Origin of the sequence: Burkholderia sp. BCC1638, from assembly GCF_902833195.1 — a bacterium.
GTDB classification, from domain to species: domain Bacteria; phylum Pseudomonadota; class Gammaproteobacteria; order Burkholderiales; family Burkholderiaceae; genus Burkholderia; species Burkholderia diffusa.
Map to the genome: position 1 here is coordinate 71,035 of NZ_CADFEC010000008.1, position 18,645 is coordinate 89,679.

Below are 18,645 nucleotides of genomic sequence, written 5' to 3' on the forward strand. Positions count from 1 at the left end.
CGATTCCGTTGAAGAAGCCTGTCCCATGATCAAGATGCCAGAATCCCTTGCTCTCGACACCCGGCGCGCGACGCCGGACGCTGCGCCGCTCACCGACACCATCGGCGCGACCAGCACGCCGCTCGACCTCGCAGCGCAGCAGGCCGGCACGCAGACGCTGTTGCGCGGTCTCGCGATCCTCGAAGCGATCGCGAACGGCGCGCGCGACATGCGCGCGATCGGCGCCGCGCTCGGCACGACGCGCAGCACGACGCACCGTCTCGTCAGCAGCCTCGTGCAGGCGCGCTACCTGCGCCAGGTGCAGGGCGGCTACCTGCTCGGCCCCAAGCTGATCGAGCTCGGCACGATCGCGCTCGAGCAGATGCCGCTCACGGCGGTCGCGCGGCCGCACCTCGAGGCGCTCGCCGAAGCGACGCTCGACACGATCCACCTCGGCGTGCGCGACGGCGACGACGTGCTGTATATCGACAAGATCCCCGGCACGCGCGGCCTCGAGATGCGCTCGCGAGTCGGCCACCGGATGCCGCTCGCGTCGACCGGCATCGGCAAGGCGATGATGCTCGACCTCGATCCGGACCTGTGGCGCTCGCTGTTCGAAGCCGCGCGGCGCGCGCTGGCCGGCGTCAACTTCAAGCCGGACAACCGGCCCGAGACGAGCGCGTTCCTGCAGCGCATGGCGCATTACGCGGCCGGCGGCTACACGTTCGACCTCGAGGAAAACGAGGCGTCGATTCGCTGCGTGGCCGCGCCGATCCGTGACGCGTCGGGCGCGATCGTCGCGGCCGTATCGGTCGCGAGCACGATTCCGTACATGCCGCACGACCGGATGGACGAACTGATTCCGCTCGTGCAGCGCGAAGCGCGAGCCATTTCCGCGGAACTGGGCTGGAGCCCGCCGCAGGGTACCCGCAGGATCAAACGATGACCAATTCGACCCGGACCGCTCCGGACGCCTCCTGCGCCGCACCGTCGTTGATCGCGCTCGACTGGGGCACGACGTCGCTGCGCGCGTATCTGTTCGACGCGCACGGTGCGCTGCTCGACACGCGCAGCCGTGCCGCGGGCGTGATGCACGTGCCGGCCGGCGGCGTGCGTGCGTTCGACGTCGTGTTCGAGGAAGCGTGCGGCGACTGGCTCGACCGCGCGCCGGGCGTGCCGGTGCTGGCAGCGGGGATGGTCGGCAGCGCGCAGGGCTGGCGCGAGGCGCCGTACGTCCAGGTGCCGGCCGGCGCCGACGCGCTCGTCGCGGGGCTCGTCACGGTGACGACGTCGCGCGGCACGACGGTGTCGATCGTGCCGGGCGTGATCGCGACGGGCGACTTGCCCGACGTGATGCGCGGCGAAGAAACGCAGATATTCGGCGCACTCGCGAACGATCCCATGCTTGATGCAGATCGTTCAGGCGTACTGATCGGATTGCCGGGCACGCATGCGAAATGGGCATGGGTGAAGGACGGGCTCATCGAGCGCTTCCAGACTTTCATGACCGGCGAGTTGTTCGCGGCGCTGCGCGATCACACGATCCTCGGCCGCACGATGCGCGCGAGCGAATCGCCCGACCGCGCGGCATTCGCGCGCGGTGTCGCGGTGGCACGCGGCGCGCAGCGCGCGGGGCTGCTCGCGACGATCTTCAGCACGCGCACGCTCGGCCTGACCGACCGGCTCGCGCCCGATGCGCAGGGCGATTACCTGTCCGGCCTGCTGATCGGCCATGAGCTGAACGCGCTCGACGCGATGCTCGCGGAACGCGGTGTCGCGCTCGCGAACCAGCCGCTGCTGCTGATCGGCGACGACGGATTGTGCGCGCGCTACGTCGACGCGTTGAGCGTGTTCGGCTGCACGCATGCGCGCGTCGTCGCGCAGGCGACAGAGCGCGGCTTGTGGTGGATCGCGTCGCGCGCCGGGCTCGTGCGCGCGGATGGCGAGCCCGTCTGCGCCGACCAGTGAACCGATTGAAGAGGAACCATCGATGTCGTCCGACCTTACGCTGCCCGCACCGTACACGCCGCACGCCGCGCTGATGCGCGCGTTCGACGCGTGCCCGCTGATCGCGATCATGCGCGGCATCACGCCCGCCGAAGCGGCCGACCACGGCCTGGCGCTGCACGAAGCGGGCTTCCGGATCGTCGAGGTGCCGCTCAACTCGCCGGATCCGTTCGGCAGCATCGCCGCGCTGCGCCGCGCGCTGCCCGACGACATGATCGTCGGCGCCGGCACCGTGCTGCGCGCCGAGCATGTCGACCGCGTGCAGGACGCGGGCGGCACGCTGATCGTGATGCCGCACAGCGACGCGGCCGTGATCCACCGTGCACGCGAGCGCGGGCTCGCGAGCGCACCGGGCGTCGCGACGCCGACCGAGGCGTTCGCCGCGCTCGCGAACGGCGCCGACGTGCTGAAGATGTTCCCGGCCGAGCAGCTCGGCGTGCCCGTCGTGAAGGCGTGGCGCGCGGTGATCGCCCGCGCGGTGCCGCTGATTCCGGTCGGCGGAATTTCCCCGGACAACATGCAGCCGTTCCTCGCGGCCGGCGCCAACGGCTTCGGGCTCGGTTCGGCGCTGTACCGGCCCGGCCAGTCTGCGGACGAGACCGCGGCGAACGCGCGCGCGTTCCAGGCCGGCCTGCGCGCGGCGCGCGGCGGAGCCGCATGATGGGACGTCTCGCGGGCAAGGTCGCGATGGTGACGGGCGCGGGCCGCGGAATCGGCGCTGCGATCGCGCGGGCGTTCGCGCGCGAGGGCGCGGCCGTCGCGCTCGTCGACCTCGACTTCCCGCAAGCGCAGCGCACGGCCGCGGCGATCGCCGACGACATCGACGGCGCGCGCGTGCTGCCGCTGCATGCGGACGTCGCGCGGCAGGATTCGGTGCGCGACGCGCTCGCGCAGACCGAGGCCGCATTCGGCCCGCTCGACGTACTGGTGAACAACGCGGGCATCAACGTGTTCGCCGATCCGCTGACGATGACGGACGAAGACTGGCGCCGCTGCTTCGCGGTCGACCTCGACGGCGTGTGGCACGGCTGCCGCGCGGCGCTGCCGGGAATGGTCGAACGCGGTCGCGGCAGCATCGTGAACATCGCGTCGACGCATGCGTTCCGGATCATCCCGGGCTGCTTTCCGTACCCGGTCGCGAAACACGGCGTGCTGGGCCTCACGCGTGCGCTCGGCATCGAATACGCGGCGCGCAACGTGCGCGTGAACGCGATCGCGCCCGGCTACATCGAGACGCAGCTCACGCGCGACTGGTGGGACGCGCAGGCCGACCCGGCCGCGGCGCGCGCCGAGACGCTCGCGCTGCAGCCGATGAAGCGGATCGGCAAGCCGGAGGAAGTTGCGATGACGGCCGTGTTCCTCGCGTCCGACGAGGCACCGTTCATCAATGCCGCGTGCATCACCGTCGACGGCGGGCGCGCGGCGCTGTACCACGACTGACACAACGATTCGACAGACCGCACGTGCGACGGCCGCGCGCACGCTGCGTCGAAACCAACAAGCGGCTGCATTCCGTTCGATGAAGACAAGGAGACACTGGAGATGAAACGCAGAACCTTCGTAACGCTGGCCGCCGCGGCGGCAGTGGTGATCGGCAGCCCGGTCGCGCATGCGGCCGACCCGGTCAAGATCGGCTTCCTGGTGAAGCAGCCGGAAGAGCCGTGGTTCCAGGACGAGTGGAAGTTCGCCGAGATCGCAGCGAAGAACAAGGGCTTCACGCTCGTGAAGATCGGCGCGCCGTCGGGCGAGAAGGTGATGAGCGCGATCGACAACCTGTCCGCGCAGAAGGCGCAGGGCTTCATCATCTGCACGCCCGACGTGAAGCTCGGGCCGGGCATCGTCGCGAAGGCGAAGTCGCACAACCTGAAGATGATGACGGTCGACGACCGCCTCGTCGACGGCGCGGGCAAGCCGATCGATGCGGTGCCGCACATGGGGATCTCCGCGTACAACATCGGCAAGCAGGTCGGCGACGGCATCGCGGCCGAGATCAAGAAGCGCGGCTGGGACATGAAGGACGTCGGCGCGATCGACATCACCTACGAGCAGCTGCCGACCGCGCACGACCGCACGAGCGGCGCGACCGACGCGCTGGTGGCGGCCGGCTTCCCGAAGGCGAACGTGATCGCGGCGCCGCAGGCGAAGACCGACACCGAGAACGCGTTCAACGCGGCGAACATCGCGCTCACCAAGAATCCGCAGTTCAAGCACTGGGTCGCGTACGGCCTGAACGACGAGGCTGTGCTCGGCGCGGTGCGCGCGGCGGAAGGACGCGGCTTCAAGGCGGACAACATGATCGGCATCGGCATCGGCGGTTCCGATTCGGCGCTGAACGAGTTCAAGAAGCCGCAGCCGACGGGCTTCTACGGCACCGTGATCATCAGCCCGAAGCGCCACGGCGAGGAAACGTCGGACCTGATGTACGCGTGGATCACGCAGGGCAAGGCACCGCCGGCGCTGACGCTGACGACGGGCATGCTCGCGACGCGCGACAACGTGTCGAAGGTGCGCGAGGAGATGGGGCTCGCATCGAAGTAAGCGGCCCGCCGGCTGCCGCGGCGATGCGGCGGCCGGCGATCGATGGAACTGGAAGCAGGGAGACGACGTGTCAGCGGCACTGCGTTTTGACAATATCGGCAAGGTATTTCCCGGCGTGCGCGCACTCGACGGCATCTCGTTCGACGTGCACGCGGGCGAGGTGCATGGCCTGATGGGCGAGAACGGCGCGGGCAAGTCGACGCTGCTGAAGATTCTCGGCGGCGAATACCAGCCCGATGCGGGCAGCGTGCTGGTCGACGGCCAGCCCGTGCATTTTTCGAGTGCGGCCGCGTCGATCGCGGCCGGCATTGCGGTGATTCACCAGGAGCTGCAGTACGTGCCCGACCTGACGGTCGCGGAGAACCTGCTGCTCGGCCGCCTGCCGAATGCGCTCGGCTGGGTGAGGAAGGGCGAGGCGAAGCGCCATGTGCGCGAGCGGCTCGCCGCGATGGGCGTCGATCTCGATCCCGACGCGAAACTCGGGCGGCTGTCGATCGCGCAGCGGCAGATGGTCGAGATCTGCAAGGCGCTGATGCGCAACGCGCGCGTGATCGCGCTCGACGAACCGACGAGCTCGCTGTCGCATCGCGAGACCGAGGTGCTGTTCAAGCTCGTCGACGATCTGCGCGCGCAGGGCCGCGCGCTGATCTACATCTCGCACCGGATGGACGAGATCTACCGGCTGTGCGATGCGTGCACGATCTTTCGCGACGGGCGCAAGATCGCGTCGCACGAATCGCTCGCCGACGTGCCGCGCGAGCGGCTGGTCGCCGAGATGGTCGGGCGCGAGATCGCGGACATTTATCACTACGCGCCGCGTGCGCTCGGCGACGTGCGGTTTGCGGCCGAAGGCGTCGACGGCCCCGCGTTGCGCGAACCCGCGAGCTTCTCGGTGCGCGCGGGCGAGATCGTCGGCTTCTTCGGGCTGGTCGGCGCGGGGCGCAGCGAACTGATGCGGCTCGTGTACGGCGCGGACCGCCGGCGCGCCGGCGCGCTGACGCTCGACGGCAAGCGCATCGACGTGAAGCGCACCGGCGACGCGATCCGTCACGGCATCGTGCTGTGCCCGGAAGACCGCAAGGAGGAAGGGATCATCGCGATGGCGTCGGTCGCGGAGAACATCAACATCAGTTGCCGCCGTCATTCGCTGCGCGCGGGCCTGTTCATCGACCGCAAGACCGAAAGCGAAACGGCCGACCGCTTCATCCAGCGGCTGAAGATCAAGACGCCGAACCGGCGGCAGAAGATCCGCTTCCTGTCGGGCGGCAACCAGCAGAAAGCGATCCTGTCGCGCTGGCTCGCGGAGCCCGACCTGAAGGTCGTGATCCTCGACGAACCGACGCGCGGCATCGACGTCGGCGCGAAGCACGAGATCTACGACGTGATCTACCGGCTCGCGGAGCGCGGCTGCGCGATCGTGATGGTGTCGTCGGAACTGCCGGAAGTGCTCGGCGTGTCCGACCGCATCGTCGTGATGCGCGAAGGCCGCATCGCGGGCGAGCTGCCGCGCGAGCAGGCGAACGAGCATGCGGTGCTGAGCCTCGCGCTGCCGCAGACGAGCGTCGTCGAGGCGGCTGACGCAGTGTGAGGTCGCCGCGGGCGACGCACGACATTCGAATCGATCAAGCGCGGCGCGGGCCGCGCGATGCAGGAGCAGGAGATACAACCATGCAAGTCAGGGAAAACCTCGCCAGCGCAGCCGTGAAGCCGTCGGCCGACGCGCTGGTCCCCCAGCAGAGCGACCGCCAGAAGTGGTGGCAGCACCTCACCGAATACAGCCTGATCGCGATCTTCGCGGTGATGTTCGTGACGATGTCGCTGACGGTCGATCACTTCTTCTCGATCGACAACATGCTCGGCCTCGCGCTGTCGATCTCGCAGATCGGGATGGTCGCGTGCACGATGATGTTCTGTCTGGCCTCGCGCGACTTCGACCTGTCGATCGGCTCGACCGTCGCGTTCTCGGGTGTGCTGTGCGCGATGGTGCTGAATGCGACCGACAACACGTTCGTCGCGATCGTCGCGGCGGTCGCGGCCGGCGCGGCGATCGGCTTCGTGAACGGCGCGGTGATCGCGTACCTGCGCATCAACGCGCTGATCACGACGCTCGCGACGATGGAAATCGTGCGCGGGCTCGGCTTCATCGTGTCGAAAGGGCAGGCGGTCGGCGTGTCGTCGGATACGTTCATCGCGCTCGGCGGGCTGTCGCTCTTCGGCGTCTCGCTGCCGATCTGGGTCACGCTCATGTGCTTCATCGTGTTCGGCGTGCTGCTGAACCAGACCGTGTACGGCCGCAACACGCTCGCGATCGGCGGCAATCCCGAGGCGTCGCGCCTCGCGGGGATCAACGTCGAACGCACGCGCGTGTACATCTTCCTGATCCAGGGCGCGGTGACGGCGCTCGCCGGCGTGATCCTCGCATCGCGCATCACGTCGGGCCAGCCGAACGCGGCGCAGGGCTTCGAGCTGAACGTGATCTCCGCATGCGTGCTCGGCGGCGTGTCGCTGATGGGCGGCCGCGCGACGATCTCGGGCGTCGTGATCGGCGTGCTGATCATGGGCACCGTCGAGAACGTGATGAACCTGCTGAACATCGACGCGTTCTACCAGTACCTGGTGCGCGGCGCGATCCTGCTCGCGGCCGTGCTGCTCGACCAGCTGAAGAACCGCGGCGTACGCGACTGACCGATTCCACGGAGACGATTCGCATGACCAACGAAACTTCCGCGCAGAACCCGCGCGCCACGAGCGACGCGCGCTATGCGCGCTACCCGAGCCTGGAGGATCGCGCGGTGCTGATCACGGGCGGCGCGACCGGAATCGGCGCGGCGTTCGTCGAGCACTTCGCGCGGCAGGGCGCGCGCGTGGCGTTCGTCGATCTCGACGCGCACGCGGGCCAGGCGCTTGCGGAAAACCTCGCGCAGGCGCCGGACGTGCGCCACGCGCCGCTGTTCATCCCGTGCGATCTGACCGACATCGACGCGCTGCGCCATGCGATCGACGCGATCCGCGCGCGCATCGGCGCGATCGCGGTGCTCGTGAACAACGCGGCGAACGACGCGCGCCACGCGATCGGCGACGTGACGCCCGAATCGTTCGACGCGGGCATCGCGGTGAACCTGCGCCACCAGTTCTTCGCGGCGCAGGCGGTGATCGACGACATGAAGCAGCGCGGCGGCGGCGCGATCATCAATCTCGGCTCGATCAGCTGGATGCTGAAGAACGGCGGCTACCCCGTCTACGTGATGGCGAAGGCGGCCGTGCAGGGCCTCACGCGCGGGCTCGCGCGCGATCTCGGCCCGTTCGGGATCCGCGTGAATTCGCTGGTGCCCGGCTGGGTGATGACCGACAAGCAGCGCAGGCTGTGGCTCGACGACGCGGGCCGCGCAGCGATCAAGGCCGGCCAGTGCATCGACGCCGAGCTGCTGCCGGACGATCTCGCGCGCATGGCGCTGTTTCTCGCGGCCGACGACAGCCGGATGATCACCGCGCAGGACGTGGTGGTCGACGGTGGCTGGGCCTGATTGCCGACGTTCGTGTTCGCGCGGCACCGCGCGACGACCCGTATCGCTTCATCGACGAAGGAAAGGAGTTCACCATGACCGCCACGTCCTCGCGCGCATCGTCGTCGTCCACGAGCCAGTCGCGCCGCGCGCGCCTGGCTGCCGCCGCGCAGCCGGTCAGCGCCGGCCCGCAGACCGCCGCGTTCGCGCAGGGCGTCGGCGCCGCGCATGCGGCGGCCGTCACGCTGTCGAACGCGGCGCTGCGGCTCGACGTGCTGCCGCACCTCGGCGGCGGCATCGCGCGCTTCGACTGGCGTGGCGACCACGGCGCGCTGGTGCCGGTGTTCCGGCGGTGCGAGCACCCGGAAACGGCGACGGATCCGAATGCGCTCGCGTGCTATCCGCTGCTGCCGTACTCGAACCGGATCGGCAACGGCCGCTTCGAATGCGACGGACGCAGCGTCGCGGTGCCGCGCAACCGCCGCGACGAGCCGCTGCCGATTCACGGCGACGGCTGGCTTGCGTCGTGGCAGGTGGACGATGCGACCGACACGACGCTGCAGCTGTCGCTCGATCGCGCGAGCGGCGCGCCGTACGCGTTTCGCGCGATCCAGTCGTTCGCGCTCGACGACACGACGCTGTCGATCGCGCTGACGATCGAGAACGCAGGGCGTGCACGGCTGCCGTTCGGGCTCGGCCTGCATCCGTTCCTCGTGCGCGACGACGCGACCGAGCTGGCCGCGGCCGCGGGCGGCCTGTGGCTGTCGGGCACGAATTTTCTGCCGGTGCGGCACGTGAGCGTGCCGCCGGCCTGGCAGTTCGGCGTCGCGTATCCGTTGCCGACGACGCTCGTCAATCATGCGTTCACCGGCTGGGGCGGCCACGCGACGGTAAGCTGGCCGCGCCGCGGGCTGTTGCTGACGATCGCGGCCGACGCCGATTCGTACGTGCTCTATACGCCGCCCGGCGAGCATTTCTTCTGCTTCGAGCCGGTCGATCATCCGATCAATGCGGTGAACCTGCCGGGCGGCGCGGCCGCGCACGGGATGACGCTGCTCGCGCCGGGCGAGCGGCTCACGCGGCGTTTCGCGTTCACCGTCGAGCGGTCCGATGCGCGCATCGACGCCGCCGCGCGCGAAGGACGCCGGCGACGCGGGTAAAATACGCGGTCTACCAACGGTTTGCCGCGAGTATCCGCCATGTCTTCCCCGCTTACTTTCATCGAATCGCTGCGCGCCGCGTGGCAGCGCACGAATTCGCTGCTGTGCGTCGGCCTCGATCCCGAGCCGTCGCGCTTTCCCGTGCAGTTCGACGGCCAGCCCGACGCGATCTTCGAATTCTGCCGGCAGATCGTCGACGCGACCGCGCAGTATGCGAGCGCGTTCAAGCCGCAGATCGCGTACTTCGCCGCGCATCGCGCGGAAGATCAGCTCGAGCGCCTGATCGCGCACATTCACCTCCAGCATCCGGGCCTGCCCGTGATCCTCGACGCGAAGCGCGGCGACATAGGCAGCACGGCCGAGCAGTACGCGCGCGAGGCGTTCGAGCGCTATCGCGCGGACGCGGTCACCGTGAACCCGTACATGGGCTACGACTCGGTGGAGCCGTACTTCGAGCATGAAGGCAAGGGCGTGATCGTGCTGTGCCGCACGTCGAACCCGGGCGGGTCGGACCTGCAGTTTCTCGACACCAACGGCCGGCCGCTGTACCAGGTCGTGGCCGACCTCGCGGCGAACAAGTGGAATGCGAAGAACGGCCAGCTCGGCCTGGTGGTCGGCGCGACATTCCCGAAGGAAATCGAGATCGTGCGCGGGATCGTCGGCGACATGCCGCTCCTGATCCCCGGCATCGGCGCGCAGGGCGGCGACGTGCAGGCGACCGTCAACGCGGGCCGCACCGCCGACGGCACCGGGATGATGATCAACTCGTCGCGCGCGATCCTGTACGCGAGCAAGGGCGAGGATTTCGCCGAAGCCGCCGCGCTCGCCGCGCAGAAGACGCGCGATACGATCAACGCGTATCGCTGAAATATCGCCGAAACACGGGCCGCCTGCACGGGCGGCCTTTCACCGCCGAGCCCGCGTCCGCGGGCCGCGCGGCAGAACGCGCCCGGCCTGCCGGTCACGGCGGACAAGAGCGGGAGCGTCGTGAAGCCCGACGCGATCCAGCAGGCGGGCACGGGCGGAGGCCGCCCCTGCCGCTGCGCCGGCGAATCAGCGTTCGCGTTCGTCGAGCAGCTTCAGCAGCCCGCGCAGCGCATGCGCGGCCGCCTGCGTGCGGATCTGCTCGCGGTCGCCCTTGAACACGAGGGTCTCGACGTCGGTATGCAGCCGGTTGCTCCATCCGAACGACACGGTGCCGACCGGCTTCTTCTCGCTGCCGCCCGCCGGGCCGGCGATGCCGGTGACGGACAGCGCGACCTGCGCGCGGCTGTTGCGCAGCGCGCCTTCGGCCATCGCGCGCGCGACCGGCTCGCTGACGGCGCCGTGTTTCTCGATCAGGTCGGGCGGCACGCCGATCATGTCGATCTTCGCCTGGTTCGAGTAGGTGACGAAGCCGCGCTCGAACCACTGGCTGCTGCCGGAGATGTCGGTGATCGCGGCGGCGATCATGCCGCCCGTGCAGGATTCGGCGGTGGCGAGCGACAGGTGCTCGTCACGCAGCTTGTTGCCTGCGCGGATCGCAAGCTGATGGACGACGGAATCGGTTGGCATGCGCGTCGGGAAACGGGAGTCGGGAAATCGGTCAGCCGACGACGGAGCGCCAGAACGCGATCACGAGCAGCGTCATGAACGCGGCGATCAGGTCGTCGACCATGATGCCGAGCCCGCCTTTCACGCGACGGTCGAAATAGCGGATCGGCGGCGGCTTGAGCATGTCGAAGAAGCGGAACACGACGAACGCCCACAACTGGCCGATGAAGGTCGCGGGCGTGACGAACAGCATCACGAGCCAGATCGCGACGATTTCGTCCCAGACGACGGCGCCCGGATCGGACGTGCCCATCTTCCGCGCGGTGAAACCGGTGATCCACGTGCCCGCCGCGAAACCGACCGCGATCAGCGCCCACCATTCGGGCACCGTCAGGTAGCGGTTGAACACCACGAACGTGAGCCAGCCGAACAGCGAGCCGAACGTGCCGGGCATGAACGGCGCGAGCCCGCTGCCGAAGCCGAGCGACACGATGTGCGCCGGGTGCGACAGCATGAAGCGCGCGGTGGCGCGCTGCGGCACGTGTCGGGCGGCGCCGGGCGCGGCCGCGGATTGCGCGGTCGGGTCAGTCTGCATGGAAGTGGTCGAAACCGTGCAACGTGAGAGTCAGGGGGGCGCCGGCGGCGTCGCGCCACGCGATCGCGGGCTGCTCCGACGGCGAGGACAGCGCGTGTATTGTACCGACTCGCGTGACCCGAACGCCGGCGCTCGCGCCCGCTGCCTCGATCGCCGCGCGGGCCGCAGCCGGTGCGGTGAAGCACAGTTCGTAGTCGTCGCCACCGGCGAGCGTGCAGCGTCGCTGTACGTCGGGCGGCAGCGTCGCGAGCGCGGCCGAGCGCGGCACCGCGTCCGCGTCGATCTCGGCGCGCACGTTCGAGCGGGTCAGGATGTGCTGCAAGTCGCCGGCGAGGCCGTCCGAGATGTCCAGCGCCGCGTGCGCGACGCCGGCGAGCGCAAGCCCGAGCGCGATGCGCGGCTCGGGACGCTCGAGCGCCTGCCGGAACGCGGCGGCTTCATCCGCGCCGGCGGTCCATTCGCCGCGCGCGAGCCCGAGCCCCGCGCGGGCGTCGCCGAGCGTGCCGGACACCCAGACGTCGTCCCCGTCACGCGCGGCGTCGCGCCGCAATGCCGCGTCCGGCGAGACTTCGCCGAACACGGTCACGCACAGGTTCAGCGGCCCGCTCGTCGTGTCGCCGCCGATCAGTTCGCAGCCGAACCGCTCGGCGAGCGCGAACAGCCCGTTGCTGAACGCCTCGAGCCATGCGGCGTCGGCGCGCGGCAGCGCGCACGCGAGCGTGAACGCGCGCGGCTCGGCGCCCATCGCCGCGAGATCCGACAAGTTGACCGCGAGCGTCTTGTGGCCGAGCGCGTCGGGCGCGACATCGGGGAAGAAATGGCGGCCTTCGACCAGCATGTCCGTCGAAATGGCCAGCAATTTTCCGGATCGAGGCGCGATCAGCGCGCAATCGTCGCCGATGCCGAGCGTCGACGCACGCGCCCCCCGGGCCGCGCGGCGCGCGAAGAAGCGATCGATCAGCGAAAACTCGGACAAGGCGGCTGGCACGGCGGACGAACCCGGAAGCGGTGAAGGGAACGGCATTGTACGCAGCGAACGGCGCCGTTCCTGCACCGTTCAGTACATTTTTGTCGCGGCTGTTGCACCCGAATCGCCGGTCTGGCGGCCTTCGATTGGCGCTACAATGCCGTCGAACAGTTATTCTAATCCGCACGTCAAGAGACACATGTCGACCCAAGCCTCCTCCAAAGCCAAGCTCCGCGAAGCCGCTCTCGACTATCACGAATTCCCGACCCCGGGGAAAATCGCGATCGCCCCGACCAAGCAGATGATCAACCAGCGCGACCTCGCGCTCGCGTATTCGCCGGGCGTCGCGTATGCGTGCGAGGAGATCGTCGAGAACCCGCTGAACGCCGCGCGCTTCACGGCGCGCAGCAACCTGGTCGGCGTCGTCACGAACGGCACGGCGGTGCTCGGGCTCGGCAACATCGGCCCGCTCGCGTCGAAGCCGGTGATGGAAGGCAAGGCCGTACTGTTCAAGAAGTTTGCCGGCATCGACGTGTTCGACATCGAGCTGAACGAGTCGGACCCGCACAAGCTGGTCGACGTGATCGCCGCGCTGGAGCCGACCTTCGGCGGGATCAACCTGGAAGACATCAAGGCGCCGGACTGCTTCATCGTCGAGCGCGAAGCGCGCAAGCGGATGAAGATCCCGGTGTTCCACGACGACCAGCACGGCACCGCGATCGTCGTGGCCGCGGCCGTCACGAACGGCCTGAAGGTCGTCGGCAAGGACATCAAGAAGGTGAAGCTCGTCGCGTCCGGCGCGGGTGCGGCCGCGCTCGCGTGCCTGGACCTGCTGGTCGACATCGGCCTGCCGCTCGAGAACATCACGGTGACCGACCTGGCCGGCGTGGTCTACAAGGGCCGCACCGAGCTGATGGATCCGGACAAGGAGCGTTTCGCCCGCGAAACCGAAGCCCGCACGCTGGCCGAGGTGATCGACGGCGCGGACATCTTCCTCGGCCTGTCGGCCGCCGGCGTGCTGAAGCCCGAGATGGTGAAGGGCATGGCCGAGCGCCCGCTGATCCTCGCGCTCGCGAACCCGACGCCGGAAATCCTGCCGGAAGCGGCGCTCGAAGTGCGCCCCGACGCGATTCTCGCGACCGGCCGTACCGACTATCCGAACCAGGTCAACAACGTCCTGTGCTTCCCGTTCATCTTCCGCGGCGCGCTCGATGTCGGCGCGACGACGATCACGCGTGAAATGGAGATCGCGGCCGTCAACGCGATCGCCGAACTGGCGCAGCACGAGCAGAGCGACATCGTCGCGACCGCATACGGGATCCAGGACCTGTCGTTCGGGCCCGAATACCTGATTCCGAAGCCGTTCGATCCGCGCCTGATCGTCAAGATCGCGCCGGCCGTCGCGCAGGCCGCGATGGACGGCGGCGTCGCGACGCGTCCGATCGAGGACATGGAGGCGTACCGCGTTCACCTCCAGCAGTTCGTGTACCACAGCGGCACGACGATGAAGCCGATCTTCCAGCTCGCGCGCAGCGCGCCGGCGGAGAAGAAGCGCGTCGTGTTCGCGGAAGGCGAGGAAGAGCGCGTGCTGCGCGCCGTGCAGATCATCGTCGACGAGAAGCTCGCCAAGCCGATCCTGATCGGCCGTCCGTCGGTGATCGAACACCGTATCCAGCGCTACGGCCTGCGTCTCACGCCGGGTACCGACTTCACGGTCGTCAACACCGAGCACGACGAGCGCTACCGCGATTTCTGGCAGACGTACTACAAGATGATGGCGCGCAAGGGCATCAGCGAGCAGCTGGCCCGTGTGGAGATGCGCCGCCGCACGACGCTGATCGGCTCGATGCTGGTGAAGAAGGGCGAAGCGGACGGGATGATCTGCGGCACGATCAGCACCACGCACCGCCACCTGCACTTCATCGACCAGGTGATCGGCAAGCGCCCGGGCTGCAGCGTGTACGCGGCGATGAACGGCCTCGTGCTGCCGGGCCGCCAGATCTTCCTGGTCGATACGCATGTGAACGTCGATCCGACCCCGGAGCAACTTGCCGAGATCACGATCATGGCCGCGGAAGAAGTGCGCCGGTTCGGTATCGAGCCGAAGGTCGCGCTGCTGTCGCACTCGAATTTCGGCACGAGCAACGCGCCTTCGGCGCAGAAGATGCGCGATACGCTCGCGATCCTGCAGGAACGTGCGCCGGAGTTGAAGGTCGACGGCGAAATGCACGGCGACGTCGCGCTCGACGCCGCGCTGCGCAAGGAAATCCTGCCGGAATCGACGCTGGAAGGCGACGCGAACCTGCTGATCCTGCCGAACATCGATGCCGCGAACATCGCGTACAACCTGCTGAAGACGGCGGCCGGCAACAACATCGCGATCGGGCCGATCCTGCTCGGCGCGGCTCAGCCGGTGCACGTGCTGACCGAATCGGCGACCGTTCGCCGCATCGTCAACATGGCGGCGCTGCTGGTCGCCGACGTGAACGCCGCACGCTGAGTCGGAAAGAACCGCGCGGCAACGGTCGAACCGGTGCCGCGCGTCGGGCGAAATTGTAAACAAAAGCAAAAAGAGGCGCGCCCGCAATGGGCACGCCGTCGGGCAGGGCGCAAACGCGCTTCCCATAAGCAGCAGCAACATCTCTCCACTCCAGGCAGCGAGCGTGGCAAGGAGGCAAAGTCTTGCCATACGAGAGATGCCGCCAATATTCTATCTCATGTAAGATAAATGTAGTCTTGTTTCGGTAAAAAATGCGCGATTCCGGGCGGGGCCAGCCTTTCGATTCCCAAACGAACATTGATTCGCGCGGACAATAGCGCTACGCTAACGCCTTTGGTTGGTCGTCAACTACTTGATTTAACAGCGGGAACCCTGGTTCATGGCACGCAAGTGGCTCCGCAACGGCGCGCTCGCGTCCGTCTTCGCGATGTTCGCGATGGGTATCGTCGGTACACCGACGGGCAGTCTGGTTTCCGCCGCTTACGCACGGCAGGCCGCGTCGGCCGACTTGGCCGTCGGCGGGGTCGATACGATCCCGACCGCCCGTCTGCCGCGCGAGGCCGTGACCACGCTTGGCCTGATCGGCGCCGGTGGCCCCTATCCGTACGAGAAAGACGGCGTCGTCTTCGGCAACCGCGAGCGGATCCTGCCGAAGGCGAAGCGCGGCTACTACCACGAGTACACGGTGCCGACGCCGCGCGCACGCAATCGCGGCGCGCGCCGGATCGTCTGCGGCGGGCCATTGCGCCGGATCGACAACTGTTATTACACAGACGACCACTACAACAGTTTTAAACGTATTGTTGAATGACTTCGGGATGAACGGAATGAGCGACTCCATCTACGCGCACGATACGGCGGCGGCGGAACTGTTCGCGGCCGGCGACGGCAATCTGTTTCAGCGCGTGATGCAACTCCACGCGGCGGCACAGGCCGGCGGCGCGCCGGAGCAACAGGAAGCCGAGCCCGGGCTTTCATCGAACGAGGAGCCTATGAGCCTTTTCACGACCGTGCGACCCAATCTCGTGCAGTCGATCCGCGCGTTCCGCGTGCAGGATCTCGCCGACGAAGCCAACCGGCTCGGCCAGCATTTCCTGTACGCGTATTGCGGCGCCGCGCAGTCGAAGCAGGAAGTGATGGAGACGATCGCGACGTCGTTCCTGTTTCCGAAACATTTCGGGAAGAACTACGATGCGCTGTACGACTGCCTGACCGACCTGGTCGCGAAGGCCGGCGCGCAGCCCGGTTTCGTGATCGTCCTCGAAGGGCTGCCGATCGCGCAGAAATTCGACAAGGAAGGGCGCGAAACGCTGCTCGACGTGTTCCGCGAAGCCGCCGAATTCTGGGCCGAGCGCAAGGTCGCGTTCCGCGTGTTCTATTCGTTCGCGTAAAGCGCGAACCCGTCGGCCGCCCGAACGCGGCCGATCCGGCAAAAGGCCCGCCTCGCGCGGGCTTTTTTGCGTCCGCGCGTCGCATTCGCGCGGCGACCCCGCGAGCCGGCGCGCCGCGTGTCGCGACACGTCGGGTTCGTCACCAGCCGCCCCAGCGCGCGGCCAGCGCCGCGAGCACAGCCGCGCCGGCCGTCTCCGTGCGCAGCACGCGCGGGCCGAGCGACAACGCGGTGAACCCGCGTGCGCGTGCCGCGTTTTCCTCGTCCGGCGACAGCCCGCCTTCGGGGCCGATCAGCAGCGTGACGGCCGCCGCGGGCGGCGCGTCGGGCAGCGACGCGAACGGGATGCTCGCGCGCGGCGACAGCAGCAGCCGCAGCTCGCCGTCAGCCGGCGCGGCCGGCAGCCCATCGAGCCAGGCGCCGAAGCCGCGTACCGGCGCGACGTCGGGCACGCGGTTGCGCCCGCATTGTTCGCACGACGCGCGCACGACGCCGCGCCAGTGCGCGACGCGCTTGTCCGCGCGCTCGCCGGACAGTTTCACGACGCCGCGCGCGGTCGACAGCGGCACGACCGCCGCGACGCCGAGCTCGACGGCCTTCTCGATCACCCAATCCATCTTGTCGCCGCCGGCGATGCCTTGCGCGAGCGTCACGCGATAAGGCGGCTCGGCCTCGGCCGGGTCGAACGCCTCGATCTGCGCGAGCGCGCTGCGCTTGTCGATCTCGACGAGCCGCGCGCGGTACTGGCCGCCGCTGCCGTCGAACAGCGCCAGCGCGTCGCCGGGCTGCAGCCGCAGCACTTGCGCGTGACGCGCGACGTCGGCCGGCAATGCGAGCGTCGCGTCGGCGCGCAGCGCCGCCTCGATGAAAAAGCGCGGCACGGCCGCGGTGGTGGTGGCTTCACTCATGCGTATCGCAGCTCCGTTCATGCGCTCAGACGGCGCGCGAGCGCCCAGCGGTAGCCGTCGAGATCCTCGATCTGCGCGAAGCGGTCGCCCCAGAACTGGTCTTGCGGCGCGGTCAGCGATTTTGCGCCCGCGTCGAGCGCGCGCTGCCAGGTCGCGTCGACGTCGTCGACATACAAATAGAACGATTGCGGGGCGGTTGCGCCCGCACTCTTCGGCGTGAGCGCGGTGGAGCCGAACGCGCCTTCTGGCGCGAACATCACGATCAGTTGCCCGCGGTAGGTCATCTCGACGTGCATGATCGCGCCGTCCTCGTCGAGGACGTCGCGCAACTCGAAGCCGAACGCGGCCTGGAAGAACTCGATGGCCGCATGCGCATTGCGCACGGCCAGGTAAGGCGTCAACCAAGGCACGTCGGCCGGACGTGGATCGGTCATGAAAATCTCCTGTCGAACGGTGTTGGCGCTTGAGCTGTTACTCCGGTCCCATGCTTGGCAGTCCAACGGATATTGGCGCGCGGGCGCCTGGTGCGGTTCCGCGGACATGCCGGCGGGCCGCGTGCATCGTTCCGGGCGTGGGCGTCGCGGGTCGAGCGCGGGAGAACGCGCGACCAACCCGCAGAACGATGCGTCCGCCCGGGACGCTCAGCGACGAACGCCCAGTGTATCGCGCAGCGCGCGCGGCAGGGCAAAGAGGGCCGCATGGAGCCGCGCATCGTAGTAGCGCAAGCCCTGCACGCGGCGCGCGGAGAGACGCTCGTCGATGTCGTGCGCGAACAGCGCGGCGGCATCGAGCGTGTCGCTCGCGATCGCCATCAGCCATTGGGATCCGTACAGCGGCACGTGCGCGGACAACGGATCGACGAACGCGAAGCTCGCGCGCAGGTCGGCGAGCAGCGCGGCGATGCGCGCCGCGTGGAACACCGGCGAGCCGAGATGCAGCGAGATCGCGCCGCACGGCGTGAGGATCCGCTTGAGTCGCGCGTAGAACTCGCGCGTATAGAGGCCGGCCGCCGGCGAATCCGGCGGCGTGAGGTCGAACACGACGAGATCGAAATGCTCGACGGTCGACGTGACGAAATGCGCGGCGTCGCCGATCACGACCTCGACGCGCGGGTCGTCGAGCGCGCCCTGGTGCACGTCGTCGAGATAGCGGCGCGCCATGCCGACCACTTCATCGTCGAGTTCGGCGACGACGATCCGCTCGATGCACGCGTGCTTGAGCAGCTGGCGCGCCGCGCCGCCGTCGCCGCCGCCGAGCACGAGCGCCTTGCGCGGGCACGGATGCGTGAGCGCGGCCGGGTGCGTCATGCACTCGTGGTACACGTATTCGTCGCCGACCGACGTCATCGGCCGTCCGTCCAGCGTGAACAGGCGGCCGAGCTGCGGGGTTTCCCAGACTTCGATGTGCTGGTGCGGCGACGCGACGTGCGCGAGCCGGCGTGCGTTCGGGAAGCCGTACGCGGCGTCGGGCGTGGGATGGAAGAGAAGGGTCGTGTTCACGGGCGGGCCGCTCGGGGCGGGCAGTTCCGACGCCTGAATTATAGGAGGCATGCGGTTCCGCGGAAA

At 68.7% G+C, this 18,645-nt stretch carries 19 protein-coding genes; 13 read left to right on the forward strand and 6 right to left on the reverse strand.

Features of this window, described 5'->3' with window-relative positions:
* Positions 1-25 precede the first annotated feature (25 nt).
* The 10 genes from HWX22_RS11955 (at position 26) to pyrF (ending at position 10,054) form a co-directional block, all read left to right on the forward strand.
* The gene (locus HWX22_RS11955; protein ID WP_175911090.1) at positions 26-925 is read left to right on the forward strand and encodes an IclR family transcriptional regulator; all 900 of its coding nucleotides are present in this window, start codon (positions 26-28) and stop codon (positions 923-925) included.
* Positions 922-1,947 carry a 2-dehydro-3-deoxygalactonokinase gene (locus HWX22_RS11960; protein WP_175911092.1) on the forward strand — a complete coding sequence of 342 codons (1,026 nt, stop codon included), beginning with the start codon at positions 922-924 and terminating at the stop codon, positions 1,945-1,947. The genes HWX22_RS11955 and HWX22_RS11960 overlap by 4 nt, the downstream gene beginning before the upstream one ends.
* A gap of 22 nt (positions 1,948-1,969) precedes the next feature.
* Entirely contained in the window at positions 1,970-2,647 is a 678-nt protein-coding gene (locus HWX22_RS11965) for a 2-dehydro-3-deoxy-6-phosphogalactonate aldolase (RefSeq protein WP_175911094.1), read from the forward strand.
* Positions 2,647-3,426: an SDR family oxidoreductase gene (locus tag HWX22_RS11970; RefSeq protein WP_175911121.1), complete on the forward strand. Its 780-nt coding sequence runs from the start codon at positions 2,647-2,649 to the stop codon at positions 3,424-3,426. The genes HWX22_RS11965 and HWX22_RS11970 overlap by 1 nt, the downstream gene beginning before the upstream one ends.
* Before the next feature lie 102 nt (positions 3,427-3,528).
* A complete protein-coding gene (locus HWX22_RS11975; RefSeq protein WP_059535248.1) occupies positions 3,529-4,524 on the forward strand; it encodes an arabinose ABC transporter substrate-binding protein in 996 nt (331 codons plus the stop codon).
* 67 nt (positions 4,525-4,591) lie between these two features.
* The gene (araG, locus tag HWX22_RS11980; protein WP_175911096.1) at positions 4,592-6,112 is read left to right on the forward strand and encodes an L-arabinose ABC transporter ATP-binding protein AraG; all 1,521 of its coding nucleotides are present in this window, start codon (positions 4,592-4,594) and stop codon (positions 6,110-6,112) included.
* A gap of 80 nt (positions 6,113-6,192) precedes the next feature.
* Positions 6,193-7,209, forward strand: a complete 1,017-nt coding sequence (gene araH / locus HWX22_RS11985; protein ID WP_059465359.1) for an L-arabinose ABC transporter permease AraH — start codon at positions 6,193-6,195, stop codon at positions 7,207-7,209.
* Positions 7,210-7,232: 23 nt separating this feature from the next.
* Positions 7,233-8,048 (forward strand): SDR family oxidoreductase, encoded by an 816-nt coding sequence (locus tag HWX22_RS11990; protein ID WP_175911098.1) that lies wholly within the window; start codon positions 7,233-7,235, stop codon positions 8,046-8,048.
* A gap of 74 nt (positions 8,049-8,122) precedes the next feature.
* Positions 8,123-9,187 carry an aldose 1-epimerase gene (locus HWX22_RS11995; RefSeq protein WP_175911100.1) on the forward strand — a complete coding sequence of 355 codons (1,065 nt, stop codon included), beginning with the start codon at positions 8,123-8,125 and terminating at the stop codon, positions 9,185-9,187.
* Between the two features lie 39 nt (positions 9,188-9,226).
* On the forward strand, positions 9,227-10,054 hold the full coding sequence (gene pyrF / locus HWX22_RS12000) for an orotidine-5'-phosphate decarboxylase (RefSeq protein ID WP_059535255.1): 828 nt from the start codon (positions 9,227-9,229) through the stop codon (positions 10,052-10,054).
* Positions 10,055-10,240: 186 nt separating this feature from the next.
* Here the strand turns inward: pyrF and HWX22_RS12005 are convergent, their stop codons facing one another.
* From HWX22_RS12005 to thiL, 3 genes are read right to left on the reverse strand one after another with little or no spacing between them, the layout of a single operon-like run.
* Entirely contained in the window at positions 10,241-10,741 is a 501-nt protein-coding gene (locus HWX22_RS12005) for a CinA family protein (protein WP_175915700.1), read from the reverse strand.
* 31 nt (positions 10,742-10,772) lie between these two features.
* Entirely contained in the window at positions 10,773-11,315 is a 543-nt protein-coding gene (locus HWX22_RS12010; RefSeq protein ID WP_059535259.1) for a phosphatidylglycerophosphatase A, read from the reverse strand.
* Entirely contained in the window at positions 11,305-12,339 is a 1,035-nt protein-coding gene (gene thiL, locus HWX22_RS12015) for a thiamine-phosphate kinase (protein WP_156441465.1), read from the reverse strand. The genes HWX22_RS12010 and thiL overlap by 11 nt, the downstream gene beginning before the upstream one ends.
* Before the next feature lie 100 nt (positions 12,340-12,439).
* Here thiL and HWX22_RS12020 point away from each other — a divergent pair, with 100 nt between their 5' ends.
* The 3 genes from HWX22_RS12020 (at position 12,440) to HWX22_RS12030 (ending at position 16,173) form a co-directional block, all read left to right on the forward strand.
* Positions 12,440-14,782, forward strand: coding sequence for an NADP-dependent malic enzyme (locus tag HWX22_RS12020; RefSeq protein ID WP_269467394.1), 2,343 nt, complete (start codon positions 12,440-12,442; stop codon positions 14,780-14,782).
* Positions 14,783-15,161: 379 nt separating this feature from the next.
* Positions 15,162-15,593, forward strand: a complete 432-nt coding sequence (locus HWX22_RS12025; RefSeq protein WP_014898117.1) for a ribonuclease — start codon at positions 15,162-15,164, stop codon at positions 15,591-15,593.
* Positions 15,594-15,609: 16 nt separating this feature from the next.
* Positions 15,610-16,173, forward strand: a complete 564-nt coding sequence (locus tag HWX22_RS12030; protein ID WP_059820729.1) for a barstar family protein — start codon at positions 15,610-15,612, stop codon at positions 16,171-16,173.
* 139 nt (positions 16,174-16,312) lie between these two features.
* Here the strand turns inward: HWX22_RS12030 and HWX22_RS12035 are convergent, their stop codons facing one another.
* The 3 genes from HWX22_RS12035 to speE all read right to left on the reverse strand — a co-directional run bounded on the left by HWX22_RS12035 (position 16,313) and on the right by speE (position 18,579).
* Entirely contained in the window at positions 16,313-17,080 is a 768-nt protein-coding gene (locus tag HWX22_RS12035; protein ID WP_175915701.1) for a 16S rRNA (uracil(1498)-N(3))-methyltransferase, read from the reverse strand.
* A 17-nt stretch (positions 17,081-17,097) separates the two neighbouring features.
* Complete coding sequence (locus HWX22_RS12040; RefSeq protein ID WP_124903776.1) at positions 17,098-17,514, reverse strand: VOC family protein; 417 nt, start codon at positions 17,512-17,514, stop codon at positions 17,098-17,100.
* 207 nt (positions 17,515-17,721) lie between these two features.
* On the reverse strand, positions 17,722-18,579 hold the full coding sequence (gene speE, locus HWX22_RS12045; protein ID WP_059535267.1) for a polyamine aminopropyltransferase: 858 nt from the start codon (positions 18,577-18,579) through the stop codon (positions 17,722-17,724).
* Positions 18,580-18,645 lie beyond the last annotated feature (66 nt).